7 protein-coding genes and 1 tRNA gene are annotated in these 14,601 nt (G+C 35.3%); 5 read left to right on the top strand and 3 right to left on the bottom strand.

Annotated features, from left to right (window positions below; genetic code table 11):
• Window positions 1-166: 166 nt before the first annotated feature.
• The 5 genes from M0P98_04150 to M0P98_04170 all read left to right on the top strand — a co-directional run bounded on the left by M0P98_04150 (window position 167) and on the right by M0P98_04170 (window position 7,785).
• Window positions 167-240, top strand: a tRNA-Val gene (locus tag M0P98_04150).
• Between the two features lie 71 nt (window positions 241-311).
• A complete protein-coding gene (locus M0P98_04155; GenBank protein MCK9266061.1) occupies window positions 312-755 on the top strand; it encodes an OmpH family outer membrane protein in 444 nt (147 codons plus the stop codon).
• Window positions 756-847: 92 nt separating this feature from the next.
• The gene (locus M0P98_04160; GenBank protein MCK9266062.1) at window positions 848-2,308 is read left to right on the top strand and encodes an MATE family efflux transporter; all 1,461 of its coding nucleotides are present in this window, start codon (window positions 848-850) and stop codon (window positions 2,306-2,308) included.
• Window positions 2,308-4,131 carry an ABC transporter ATP-binding protein/permease gene (locus M0P98_04165; GenBank protein MCK9266063.1) on the top strand — a complete coding sequence of 608 codons (1,824 nt, stop codon included), beginning with the start codon at window positions 2,308-2,310 and terminating at the stop codon, window positions 4,129-4,131. Before M0P98_04160 ends, M0P98_04165 begins: the two co-directional genes overlap by 1 nt.
• A gap of 573 nt (window positions 4,132-4,704) precedes the next feature.
• Window positions 4,705-7,785, top strand: coding sequence for a hypothetical protein (locus tag M0P98_04170; protein MCK9266064.1), 3,081 nt, complete (start codon window positions 4,705-4,707; stop codon window positions 7,783-7,785).
• 146 nt (window positions 7,786-7,931) lie between these two features.
• Here M0P98_04170 and M0P98_04175 read toward each other — a convergent pair whose 3' ends face one another.
• Genes M0P98_04175 through M0P98_04185 form a run of 3 tightly spaced genes read right to left on the bottom strand, consistent with a single transcriptional unit; the run spans window position 7,932 to window position 14,535 of the window.
• On the bottom strand, window positions 7,932-9,983 hold the full coding sequence (locus M0P98_04175) for a hypothetical protein (GenBank protein MCK9266065.1): 2,052 nt from the start codon (window positions 9,981-9,983) through the stop codon (window positions 7,932-7,934).
• Window positions 9,980-12,223, bottom strand: coding sequence for a DUF5060 domain-containing protein (locus tag M0P98_04180; GenBank protein ID MCK9266066.1), 2,244 nt, complete (start codon window positions 12,221-12,223; stop codon window positions 9,980-9,982). The genes M0P98_04175 and M0P98_04180 overlap by 4 nt, the downstream gene beginning before the upstream one ends.
• Entirely contained in the window at window positions 12,220-14,535 is a 2,316-nt protein-coding gene (locus M0P98_04185; protein MCK9266067.1) for a tetratricopeptide repeat protein, read from the bottom strand. The genes M0P98_04180 and M0P98_04185 overlap by 4 nt, the downstream gene beginning before the upstream one ends.
• Between the last annotated feature and the right edge of the window lie 66 nt (window positions 14,536-14,601).

Here is a 14,601-nt window from a genome sequence, read left to right on the forward strand (position 1 = left end):
GTTTAGTGTCATAACCTTATATTATGACCCATTTTTTCTTTAGGCTCAATCTGTATTTGAAACCGAGCCCTCTTTCAGGCTCATTTTGTATTATAAAAGACTAAATATGGACACTTTAATAAAAAAGTAGTATAATCAGATAATTGGGTAGTTTAAATTTTTATTAGGGCGGTTAGCTCAGCTGGCTAGAGTGCCACGTTGACATCGTGGAGGTCGCAGGTTCGAGCCCTGCACCGCCCACTTAAAGAAGCAAACTGAGGGTTAGAATGAATAAAAAAGGATTTGTGAATACCACAAACATAGGAGATATAATGTTTAAAAAAAGTTTGATAAGCAGGCTCTTTGCAGTTTTATTTGTTTTAAGTTTCTTTTCTATTTCTTCATTTGCAGAAGATATTAAGATAGCTTCAATTGATACCAGCAAAATTTTGATGGCACATCCTGCTTTTCAAAAAGCTATGGAAAAATATCAGGCAGAACTTAAAACCATCCAAGAAAAAATAAAAGAGATGGATGAAAATGAACAGGCAACTGCTCAATATGCTATGCAGTGTCAAATGCAAGAACTTGGTATGCAACTTGAATCTGAAGCGTTTTCTGAAATGAGAAAAGATGTAAAACTTATGGCTGAAAAACGTGGTTTTAAGTTTGTTATAGATACCAATGTTTTAATTGTAGGAGGTCACGATATAACAGAATATGTTTTATCTGAACTTAGCAAAAAAGAAGAAAAATCTCCTGCAAAGAAAAAGTAATAGTTTTAATAAAAAATAATTCCTTTAAAAAATATTATCCTTTCAAAGTTCTCTTTATTTTTTGAAAGAGACAACATTTATCTTATATTTCAATGCAAAAAACAAATTATTTAACTGAAGGTTCTATTGCAAAAGCTTTATTAACTCTCGCTTTACCTATTATAGCTGCCAATATTCTACACTCCTGTTATCAAATGACAGACGCTTTTTGGGTGGGACGGTTAGGTTCAAGTGCTATAGCCTCTATTTCTATAAGTTTCCCTGTTCTTTTTCTCTGTTCAGCTATCGGGGGAGGTTTTGCTGTAGCTGGAACCATTCTTGTGTCTCAATATATGGGAAAAGCAGATAAGAAAGCTATAGATTATATTTCTGCACAGACGTTGCTGATGGGCTTTTTTGTTTCAGTTGTGATAGCAAGTATTGGGTATTTTTTTACACCTCTCTTTATAACTTTTCTTAGAGCCGAACAAGATGTTTTTGCAGGGGCTGTATCATACCTGAAAATATCGTTTGCAGGTATGGTTTTTGTATTCACTTTTATGGTTTTTCAATCTTTAATGCGGGGGGTCGGGGACGTTAAAACTCCTATGTTTATTGTGTTAGGGACAGTTATTCTCAACTTTATTCTTGACCCGTTATTTATCTTTGGTTACAAAAGTTTCCCACCTATGGGTGTATCTGGTGCGGCTTTGGCAACTATTATTACCCAAGCAATAGCAGCAATATTAGGTATTGCTTTATTACTGAAAGGAAGAAACTGGATACACTTGAAATGGAGAAATATGAAACCAGATTTCTCTTTAATTGGAAAAATGTTTAATCTTGGGCTTCCAGCATCAATGGAGCAATCAACTGTAGCTATTGGAATGACAGCCCTTATTTTTCTTGTTACATCTTTTGGCACAATTGTACTGGCCGCATACGGTATAGTTAGCAGATTAAATGGTTTTGTTATTGTACCAACAATAGGCTTATCTATGGCGACATCTACTCTTGTTGGACAGAATATAGGGGCAGGTAAAATGGCAAGAGCCGTGAAAACAATAAAATTGGCTTCGATTATAAGTTTTGTTGCATTAACATTAATTGGAGTTATTATGTTTGTATATGCATACCAACTTTCTGCTATATTTGCTCCAGGACAAACGGAGACCATAGAAGTAGCAGTAAAGTTTATTAAAATAGCATCTCTATTTTTTGGATTTATGGGGGTTTACCATATCTTAAATGGTGCTTTTATAGGTTCGGGTAATACAATGGTTACAATGATACTTTCTATAATTTCTCTGTGGTTCTTAAGGTTCCCTATAGCTTTTGTTTTATCAAAGTATACTCCTTTTTTGGAAAACGGTATATGGATATCTTTCCCAGCAACCAATGTTATTTCTGCTTTTATAACATTTTTATGGTTTTCGAGAGGTACTTGGAAACAAAAAAGGATTACTGAGGAGATAAGCTTGTCATTTGAAACAAGAACTGAAGAAAAAATTGTAGCTAAATTTGCAAGTGTAATAGAATTTGCTAATAAAAAAAGTGAGGAGGCAAAACCATAATGTATTTTAGAGGTGGAGGAGGACCAAGAAGCCGAAGATTGGGCTCTGATTATCTTGAAGAAGAAATTGTTGGTGCTAAACTCCCTGTAATGCGTCTAATTGGTTACCTAAAACCATATAAATGGCAAGCCCTGATATCTGTGCTTCTTTCTTTTGCTATCATAGCAACCAACTTAGCTCCACCAAAAATTATTGGCTGGATAATAGATAAAGCCATAGGTAGCACACAACTAAAATCACTTAATTTAATGGCATTGTTGCTTGTCTTTATCTTTTTGGTTGGCGCTTTTCTTGAAGGGTTAAAATCGTTTATTATAGGTAAACTTGGTCAGAAGATAGTTCATGACCTTAGGGTTGATACATATAATAGTCTGCAAAAATTGTCTTTAAGTTACTATGATAATTCCCAGACTGGCTCTATGATGAGCAGAGTTACTAATGATGTCAACGAGGTTGAAAGAATTATAGTAGAAGGTACCGATACCTTAATGGTAGCAGTTGTTACACTTATAGGTATTCTTGTGATACTTTTAAAAACAAATTACAAACTTGCTATTATAGCCAGTATACCAATACCTATACTGGCACTATTGTCTTACCAGAATATAAATAGAGCTCACAAGGTTTTTAGGCAGGTCAGAAAAGAGTTTGGAGATATGAACGCTCTGTTGCAAGATAATATTTCTGGCATAAGAGAAATAAAAAGTTTTGCACAGGAAGAGTATGAAGGTAAAAGGTTCGCTGGTAAAAGTAGCCGTTATTTTCATACCAATATACAAGCCATAAAACTGAGAGCAAGTTTTTTTCCTCTTGTAATTTTTGTTACATCGCTGGGAACTGCACTTGTTTTGTGGTATGGTGGTAGGCAACGGATAACTACTGGAAATCCTACCCCTGGCGAGATTGTTTCTTTCCTATTTTATCTAAATCTCTTTTATGCTCCTGTTAGGCAATTGAATATGTTTAGCCATATGATGCAACACGCAAGAGCTGCTTCTGAAAGAATTTTTGAAATAATGGATATGGAGCCAGAAATAAAAGATATTAAGAAAGCTGTAAATTTACCTGTTCCTACAAGGGGCGAGGTGGTCTTTAAAGATGTATTCTTTTCTTATAAGAAAGGAGAACCAGTTCTTAAAGGTATCTCTTTTAAAGCACAACCTGGTGAAACAATTGCTCTTGTTGGACATACTGGTGCCGGTAAGAGCACTATTGTTAGCCTTATTCCACGTTTTTATGAGGCAGACTCTGGTCTTATTACCATAGACAATATTGATGTAAAAAACTTAAACTTAAAGAATCTTGCTAACAATATAGGTATAGTTGCCCAGGAACCTTTCCTTTTTAATGGGACAATATTTGAAAATATATCTTATGGAAAAAGAGATGCCACTATGGATGAAGTGGTTAAGGTTGCAAAACATGCCAATGCGCACCAGTTTATTTCTAAACTTCCAGGCGAGTATAACCATGAGGTGGGAGAAAGAGGTATAAAACTTTCTGTTGGTGAAAAACAACGTTTGGCAATTGCCAGAGCTTTATTGAAAAATCCCCCTATTTTGATTTTGGATGAAGCAACCTCTTCTGTTGATGTTCAAACTGAATCTCTGATACAAGAAGCCCTTGAACGCCTTATAATGTCTCGTACTTCTTTTATTATTGCCCACAGACTATCCACAATAAGACGAGCAGATAGAATTCTTGTTATATCAGATGGTAAAATTGCCGAAGAAGGAAGCCACGAGGAGCTGCTTAAGAAAGGCGAAATATATAGCAGGTTATACCAAATCCAGTGGCAACAATCTTCTCCTAACACTCTGTAATTGAGTAAACCTTAGTTAAACCTGACCTCCTGTTTCACTTGTTTCTTCAATGTGTATGTAATATAATTAAAGAAAACCTGTCTAAAGAGAATCTGCTTTGAAAATACCAAGGGGTAAAAAAGTATGTGGTGTCTACTCACTCTGGAACTACGGCGCATACACCTTCTACGCCACAATCGGGCACTCTGAGAACTCACCCTTCTGCACACAAAGCATCTCCGAAGGGCTTAACAGGCTCAGAGTATAAGAACAAAAGGCTTGAACCTTTTGTTAACAGCCCCCCCCATTCCGTCTTTGCGAGCTGTTTTTTGGCGTGGCAATCTCGCCGAAGGCGGAAAAAAGAATGAGAATAAACAATAGTGTATAGGATAAACCCTACGGGCTTGTCTTGATAGTTTTTGTGAAGGAGAGAGGCAAGTGTGGGGAGGGTTCTCTGAAATTTACTAAAAATTGGGAGTGAATCCAAAACTTGTTTATATAGTGCAAACAAGTTTTCGTATGCACAAAAGATTTATGCAGATAAGTTCTCGAATAAGCGAGGCGTGGTTTACTGAAAATACCAAGGAGGAAAAGATGGATATCAGAAGATTTAAAAAACCGCCTTCTATATTGCGCCCCACCCCTTTCTGGGCAATAAACGAGGAGATTACACCTGAAGAGACGGCAAGACAGATGGATGAGATGCTGAAGGTCGGACTTGGAGGAGGATTCTTTCATTCGAGGTACGGACTGAAAACAGAGTATATGGGGAAGGAATGGTTTGATTCTATGAAAGCTGCACTGGATGTAGCGAAGAAGAATGACGGCTATCTATGGCTTTATGACGAAGACCTGTGGCCCAGCGGAAATGCTGGAGGGCAGATTGCCGGTATGAAGGATGAGTACAGAGCAGCTTCCCTTAACGCCATTCTTCTCGCTCCCGGTGAGAATCTCCCGCTATTTGAGGAAGACGAGCAAGTAAAATTCACCTACATCATAACAGAACGGAATGGGTTGATACTCTTTGAGTACAAACCTGTTTCCCCTGAAGAGACAGACTCTTTAGTTGGTTGCGAAAGGCTTGTGATGGTGAGAAGGTATAGCCAGAAAACACCTTGGTGGAGCGGAGAATCCTATGTCAATCTTCTGCATCCTGAAGCTGTTAAGGATTTTATAAGACTTACTCACGATGTGTATTACAAACAATTTGGGGTTAACTTCGGCAAAAGAATTCCAGGAATTTTCACCGACGAGCCCAATCTAATCCGTCCAGCCACAGGAATTCCATGGTATGAAGGGCTTCCTCAACAATATTTTAAGTGGACAGGCAGGGATTTTTGGAATGACCTCCCTTTTCTCTTTTTTGACGGTGGGCAGTCGAGACATATAAGATTGCTCATTCACAGGGCAATCCTGAGGCAGTTTCTCGAATCGTACAGTAAACCCCTCTATATGTGGTGTGAGAAACACGGCATCGCTTCTACTGGCCACTATAACGCTGAAGATTCTTTTTCCTCGCAGATATTAAACCACTGTGGGGGAGTTATGTCTCACTACAGGTATCAGCATATTCCTGGTATAGACCACCTTTGTAGGCACACTGCCCCACTTCTTTTGACATGCAAGCAGGCTTCCTCTGCGGCAAGGCAGTTGGGAAGAAAATATGTGCTGACGGAGATTTTTGGAGTAAGCAGGCATACAAATACCTTTGAGGATTTTAAATGGATTGGAGATTATGACCTTGTCCACGGAGCAACTATTTTCTGCCCGCATCTTACATGGTATTCGGGCAAGGGGAGAAGAAAGAGGGATTACCCACCTGTGTGGAACTATCAGCAGACGTATTGGAATGAACTTCCTGCTCTAAATGATTATTTTGTTAGGACAGCATACGCCCTTACTTTAGGAAAACCAGATGTCAAAATCCTTCTCCTCCATTCTATTGAAAGCGCTATTGCGGGAAGAAGGATAGGTGTTGAGTCAGATACTAATTCCGCAGATATTCCTCTGCAGGATATGTCGGACGCTACAACCCTGAACGAACTTATGTGTAAAACTCTTGATGCTGTTTTGAGTACTGGTTATGATTGCGACATTGGAGATGAAGGGTTTATAGAAGAATACGGGAAGGTAGAGAATAAGAAGTTTGTTGTCGGCAAGATGTCGTATAGCATAGTTATAGTTCCTCCTTCATTTACATGGAGAGAAAAAACGGTTTTTGCTCTCGAAAAATTTGCTGAAAACGGCGGAAACCTTCTTATACTCGGGAAACCACCTGAAGAAATTGATGGAATTGAGGATAAGAATAGGTGGAAAAAATTGCTCACCTTAAAGAATGTTTACTGTCTGCCCTCTTCCTCTGAGTCTGTTAGAAACGTAGTTAATGCTCTCAAACCTTGCTCCTATTCCCTGAAAGACCCTTTTGATAATAATATTCCGGGAACATACGTTCAACACAGGATTGAAGGGAAAGGGCAGGAGATATTCTTCATAGTCAATTCAGACAGGACAAACGGTAAGGAATATATTCTTACGATAAAAGGAAAGACAGAAAAGAGTCTTTTAAAATGGGATGCTGTGGAAGGTAATGTGTTTTTAGCTACGACAAAGAAACAGAGAGGAGTTTTAACATATCAATTTTCTTTACCACCTGCAGGTTCGATACTTTTAACGCTTTCACCGTTTGTGAAAACTGTTAAAAAAGAGAAGGTGTTACCCTGCCTCAGAAACGCTGAAGTTGTTTCCAGAACAAGTGTTTTCGAATTTGAAAGAAGCGAGAAGAATGTCCTTGTGCTTGACAGGATAAGTGTTTCATACGATAGCAGGGTTTTTGAAAAAGAGGAGTTAGAATGGAGGGTGAGAAAAAATATTGCCAACCATTTTGGTACTGGGGATGCCCTTAAATGGCAGCCGTGGGTGTATGCCAGGAAAAAGGGGTCCCTGAACAGAGGAGGAGATATTATCCTGAGGTACAGGTTCAATAGTGACATAGTCAGGCCGAAGAGCTATCTTGTGATTGAAGATATGCAAAAAGGTAAAGTGTTTATGAACGATAGGGAGATTTCATGGGATGATGAAAAACAACTCGGCTGGTATCGGGACATAGGGTTCCGGATGGTTGAAATAACAGACCTTGTAAAAAAGGGGGAGAATACTGCTGATTTCAAGGTACACTACGATTTCCTCACAGAGGTAGAGTCTGCCTACATAGTTGGTGAATTTGGAGTTGAAATGGTTAGCCCGTATGAAGGCAAAATTGTGAAGGAGAGAGAGAAGATTGAAGCAGGCTCCTGGGTTGAACAGGGATACCCGTTTTACGGAGGGAGCATGGTATACATGACTGATATTGCTCTTAAAAAAGGAAAAAGGGTATTTCTCAAGCTTTTGAACCCTTCAGGGACACTTTTTAATGTGCGAGTTAACGGTAGAGATGCTGGGAAAATCTTGTGGTCCCCTTATTGTATTGAAATTACGTCTTTTGTAAAAAACGGTAATAACAAGATAGAAGTGGAGCTTGTTTCGTCTCTCCAGAATATGTGGGGCCCGCTCCACGAAAGGGAAGGGGATGACAATATGTGGGTTGGAGCAATTGCTTTCGAGAACGAAGATTATTTGCGGGAAGAATTTTCGTTCTTCAACTATGGAATCGGAGGAATAGATATACTGGTTCTGTAACTTAGAGAAAGAGCAATAAACCAAGTTTGTTATAATTGTTTGTGCGTCAAAGTTTTAACGTCGGCGGAGGGGCTGTTGGTTCCCCTCGAGGGATAGAAGGCAGAAAACGACAGATTGCTACCTTGTAAAAACACTTCTACTTCTTCTTAAAGCATACCTAAATTTAGCAGAATATTGATAAATTCTGAGATAAAAAGATGGCTCCCTTCTTTATTTGGCAGGTTTGAATAGAGCCCTTCTGTTGGCATAAATAGTTTTCTATGGTTTGAATCAGAAAAGATTTTATACACATCAAGTATAGGGATACCTTTTCTAATAGAGATTTCTTGTATGGTGTTCATATAGGGTTGGTATAACTCTGGGAAGGGTGGCGAAGGAAAAGGTGTGGCAACTACTACTATAGGAAATTGTTTTTGAGCAACAGATATTATTGTTTCAATATATGTTTCCCATTCAAGAATAGGTGTTTTGGATTTCATAGATTCTATATAAGGGAAAAAAAGTAGAATATCGCCCTTGTTGTTCGAGTTTAACTCTGTTATTATATGTAGATATTCAGAAAAAAGCCGATGGTTACGTCCATATTGAGGTTTTCCTATTTGATGTATATCTGCCCCTATACCTTTAACCTCAAGTAAAGATTTGAGCATCTCTGGCGTTCCTTTAGGGTATGCACCAGCAACTGTTATATTATAAAAATCTTTGTTGATAAGCCCTGCTTTTTCTTTTTTTACTGAGGAAGGAATGATTATAAAATTACTATCCTTATCTTTAATGAAAGGTCCGTCAAGTGTAAGATTATTACTCATAACTGAACCTATATGAAAAAGTTTTTCAGAAAGTTTAAAACCGCATACATCTGTTTCAACTTTTATTGTTTCTCCTTGAGTGTATTCCAAAAAGTCAATATAGATATGTTTCAACTCTTCAGGCATAAGGTAGACGGTCTTTTCAAATCCTTCTTTTGATACCCTTACGGGTAAGGTTTCATCGTTAAGATTTCTTACCGATAAAACTATTGTGAAAGGTTGCCCTTCTTTAATAAAAGGGTGGTATGGTAAAACTTTTGTGACAATATTTATATTTTTTGGTACTGCTCTCTTTTTAGGAATTATATATTCCATTGTATCTGTTAACCCTTCTTTCTCCACTGTAAGAGTAACCTTTCTATTAGAATTCTGTCTAATAGGTACTTCAACAGAATTTTCTTTATAGTTTTGCCCATTTAAAGAGATATTAAAACTTTCAACTCCGTAAGAAGCAGTAGCATCTATTTTAATTATTTCAAATGTATTGTTAGAGTACCTAAGCGGAGAACTTAAATTGTAATCAAAGTATGCCTTTATCTTTTTATCTGCCTCTTTTAATTTAACTATTCTTGTTTCCATAGGAACATCGTTTATAGATACCCTATCCCACCATATCTTACCTTCAAAGTTATAAAAGGCTATACCCAAAAGAGTTTTCTCGTTTATATCAGTCAAGGGTATTTCAAGTTTTGTCCATCTGTTTTTTTCAGGCAAATTTCCCATATTATATTTTTTTTGTTTACCTATGTTTATAAGGTCTTCTCCCCATGAAAAGAAATAACTTTTACCGCGAGGTGTGGTTATGAGTTCCACCAATATCTCTTTAGGATGTTTTTCTTCCAAAAAACAGGTATAACAGACCAATTTATCATTTTTCTCTATTTTATTAGAAGAAGGAAAAGTTATTCTGTTAAAAGAAGTTCCTTCCTTTTTTCCAGTAAAAGATAAAGAACCGCTAATCTTATAACTGTTATCCCACTGCCAATGCCCAGCTTTATTAGATTTTATGGGGATAAAATCATCTATCAACATAACTCCTTTATTAAAACTTTCATCTAATTGAACTGTTGTGCTCTCTTTTTCATTGATATAAGCGGTATAAGTCCGACTTGTTGTAGGCACAAAAAATATTTCAATCTCTCTCTTACCTATTTTGTTAATCTTTTCAATTTTACACAATAAACCTTTGGCATCTTTTATTGAAACATCGAGGGTGCTCTCTTTATTATTATATGGGTATATAAATTTAAGAGTTGCTATATCAACATACCCTAACGGTTCAAGTGGATCTATAACAAAATCTATTGTGTACTTTGCTGGTTCTTGTGAAAACAAAAAACTAACAAATATAAATATATACGCAAAAAGAACTTTTTTAATTGTATTCATTTTTTCTTTATTTTAATTGCAATATCATTGATAAATTTTGGTATTAAGATTTTTTCTTTTTCGTCTTTAATAAGTAAATTTTGTGTGGCTAAAATCGTTCCTTTATATGTGTCCCAAAATTCAAGTTTGTAATTGCCTTTTGAAAAATTACTAATATCGACAGTACAAACTCTTTCTGCAGAAGATATCTGTGGTTTTTTATCATTAAAAAGTTTTTCAGCATAAATCCAGAAGAAACCTTCGGAACTATTCTGTATACCAATTATACCTAAATCTTTATTATCAGAATGAACTGTAGCAGGTGTAAGTTGAAAATTCTTTCCACGTCTATCTTCTCCTTTCCAAAAATTTGAGAGGGCTTTGTAATGAAAATATAAATCAAAATGGTCAATAAACGGCCACCACCAGAATAGAGCTGAGCCTGTCATTGGAGTCATAGACGACGCCCATATCCCCGCATGTAGGTTATTTTCAAGAAACTGTCTGTTTCGTCCTACTCCGTACTCGTTTATAAAAATAGGTTTTTCAAAAGGTTTTCTTTTCACAAAAAAATCTAATACAGATTTTACCATTTCAGCGTCATAAGAATTACCAACAATCATTTCAAGTTCAGGGATTGCCCATACAGTTGGGTCTGCGTTCCTTCTGCAATAATGGGTTGTTATTAAGTGTTTGTATGGGTCTATATTCTTTATATAAGGATGAATAATTTTGTGCCAATTTTTTACATTTTGAGTATTATAATTGATTGTTAAATCAATTTCGTTCCATAGTTCCCAAAAAACAATGTTTTTAGAGTATCCCCATCTTGACACTATATAATCGAGCCGTCTTTGAAAATATTCAATAGCATTTTTGTCGGTAAAAAACTCATTAGCATTTTCAAGGATACCGTCGTTTATAGCATTATAAGGGTTGTCACGCCACTCAGCGTCAGGTCTACCAAACTGACCGTGATTTATTAAAGTTAGGTCTATATATATATCGTTCTTGTTAGCAGATTCAAGCAGATAATCAAGCCGCCAAGCGTTTTCAACACTATACCTGCCAAGTCCCCTGTAATGGGGGGAGTAAAAAGGACTCCACTCTATACCAGCCCACCATGCAGACATCCATACTCTTGCGTAGTTTTCTCCATTATCACTCATTTTTTTAAAATACTGGTCATAAGCAAAAGTCCCCATATTTTTTGGAGGAGAAAACTCATATCTGTATGGGCTTCTTAAATCATCTGTTGACCTGAGAGTATGACCTATAGGGTAGAAAAAAGTTCCATTTTGAAAAGATAAATATAGAGGGTCTTTCTTGTCCAATCTTATAAATCCTTTATCTTTGGATTTAGTGACAAGAAAATCTCCGCCATTGAGTTCGGAAATTATATTATCATTCACATAGATACCAAGAGTATAAAAGTATCTACCTGCCTCCTGAGGAGAAAAACGTATCTTCCACTCTTCTGTCCCATAAGGTTCAAGGTTTTCACCATCAACATCAAGATACCTAAGATAGTTATGGTAATAAAATGCTGGTACTTCAAAAGTTTTGCCTGTTGGAGAAACAAATTTTGCAACAACCCTAAACTCTTTTGGGTCAAAAGGGTTGACAGGTATATAAGAAGACTTAAAAGATATCTCAAACCTGCCAAATGTTGTTAACTTATCATTAGAATCTTCAAAATCGTAAAGATAAACCTTTCCATCAGGGAACCTTGTTTTTACTAACTCAACAGCGTCAATATATACTGGACCAGTATAGTTTTTCTGAAAAAAGAAGATTATGCCAAATTCTCCTATATCTCGAGTTACGTAATTGTCCCATCCTTTAAAATGGTTAAGAGGTTTCCAGTCAAAACTTGTATGAGAAACATTTATGCTCACCTCTTTTTTTTCTCCACCTTTTATTCTGAAAAGTTTTGTCTCAAACCAGTGCCACTCAACATCTTTAACATAACATTTAAACGAAATTTCTGAAAGGTTTGTATCGGGGAGATACATATTAAACTTAAGAAATTGAGTGTTAGAAAAATCGAGTTTACCTGAATATGATATCTGGGTTGTATCAGTATTTTTTGAAGAAATTTTAAGAGATTTAGAACCAATTGCAGAATATTTTTGAGAGGTGGTTAGTTCCACGTTTGGGGTTCCACTACACCAATCTTCAATATTTTCTTCAAAATTAAATATAACCTGGGCAGAACCATTGAAACATAAAAACAAAATTACTATTATTAATTTTTTCATAGTCGCTCAACCTTCTCTTCTAAATTGACTACTGTTTTCACCTCTTTTAAAAATAGAATGTTCGGTATCTTTTCAACTGTTTTTACACTTACGCCATTAAATTGTATTACCTCTTTTTCGTTTTTTATGGCTCTGTTTTCAGAAATAGTTTTTTTTGTAAGAACTACTTCTGGATAATAATTTAATATATCTGGACGTTTTGGATAAATTAGTTGTATTTTTATGTTATCGCCTCTGTTTTTATAAAAAACTGAAGAATTACTAAAACTATCAGGTGTGGGTGAAACTGTTGTTCCTCTTCGCAAATAGGAAGGATTGAAAATGTTTATATCCCAATTATTTGAAGGAAAAAATATCTCAATCTCTACTATAAGTTCATCTTTTTCAAAATAGTTGTTCCTAAGAATTTTTATTCCTTCAGGGAGAGCCTCTTTTGATGGATATATAATACTAAAAGGTTTAATATGTTGCCATTTATTGGGAGATGCAACTTTTTCATCAGACCATTTTGCAAGGTAGGTCTTTCCTTCTCTGATTTCATAGAGAGTGTAAGGTTCAGTTAATGACGGTTTTTTTTTAGATTCCACCTCAATTGAAAAGGGAAAACTTCTTTTATCTTGTGAAAACAGGTAAACTTCTGTATCTAATACAGATTGCCTAAGGGGAAGGGAAATATTATCTGCATTTATCGATATAGAATGATATGTTTCCAATTCAGTTGTTGTGATAAAAAGTGTATCATTAATGGTTATATTTTCCAAAAGAGGTATCTCTCTATAGTCGCTTAAAAAGTTTGTTATTCTTGCTTTGATACGATTATTTCTTGTTTTTGTGGATACTCTTTGTAATATATCTACACCTTCGTCACAATTTCCTGCTTTTAATAGAGATTCACCCAATAATATCTGTAAAATTTCATCTTTTGGATTTTTTGAGGCAATTTTTTTAAATAGAAGGCTTGCTTTTTCAAAATCTTCTTGTTTCATATAGATATTTGCCAATTCTATTGACGAGTTTCTGTGAGCTTCTTCTTCAAGGGGTTCCAATATTTTTATAGCCTCAATATCATTGTCAAGTTGTTTGGTATAAATCATTGCAACATCAAACAATAAGTCTTTAGATATTGGGTTCTCTTTATATTTAGATGCAACAAGTAAATAACTTTCAACTTTTTCACGTAAGAATTCTTCATTTTCTTCAGTGGGGTAATTAAACCTTGCTTTAAGTAGAAAATTCTCATATTTAGGTTTAACATCTTGAGGTGCTTTTTCCTCAATGATATATTTGAGGGTATTTACCAAATCTACTCTTATTTTTTCTCTATTCACATTATTCCTAAGTGTATTTAAGGCCCGATTTGTTAAAGAATCTGCTTGTCTTGCCAAAGGGAAAAATTTAATAAAGTGGATAAAGAACTGTTCTGGTTGAGAAGAATCTTTCTGAAGTTTATTAACTATATCAAGTGCAATAGCACCTGATGTTTGCTCTTCTTCTTCAAGTTTTTCAAGAATTTCAAAAGCTTTGGTATATTTTTCTTTCTTTAGTAAATCGTAGATATTAAGAATTTTGTAAGACAAAATATTTTTATCTTTAATGGTTTCAGAGATAGGTGTAATATCTGGCTTTATCTGTATGAGGTAATAAGAAGATGTAGAGATGTTTCGCCAAATTTTTATATTGCTACTTTCCAGCACAAATATAAAATTCTTTTCTGCCTCTTGGTATAAGTTGAGAAAAAAATTGGAAACCCCTAATCGTTCGTTAGTATGAATATTGCTTGAATTGTATAGTAAAGATTCTTCGTAATATTTTTTTGCGTTTGTATAATCTTTTATTTGAAAAAACTGGTGTCCTTCTCTTGAATTTGAATCAGCGATATTGTTGTTTATAAAAGGTATTAAGCGGCTAAAAGTTTTTTCGTTTTCAACTCTTTTTAACAATTGTTTACTTATTTTAATATTTTTATTCCATTCTTTTTCTTGCTTATAAGACTGGAAAAGGTTGCTGGTAGATTCTCTGTAAGAACCATAAATGCGTGTGTTTTTAAGATCAGCATTAAGGAGATATTTGGTTAAATGGGGTGGAGCTTCTTTGTAGTTCTTTAGATAATAGAAGGCATTGCCAAGGTAATAGTAAAATTGAGGGTCATCTCTTTCTTTACCTTCAACTTTTTTTAAGTTTTGTACAGCCTTAGTGTAATTTTTGGCTTTATAAAAGTCTATGCCTACACTATAAAATTTATTGTCAGAAAACAGATTAGAGCATATAATACATAATAAACAGAAGAAAATAAAATATATTTTTTTTACCATTTTATTATACAATTGTTATTTTATACATAAACAAATAATAACTTTTTAAGTGCTAAAAGTCAATTA

Source organism: bacterium (assembly GCA_023230585.1).
Classification (GTDB): Bacteria; Ratteibacteria; UBA8468; order B48-G9; family JAFGKM01; genus JALNXB01.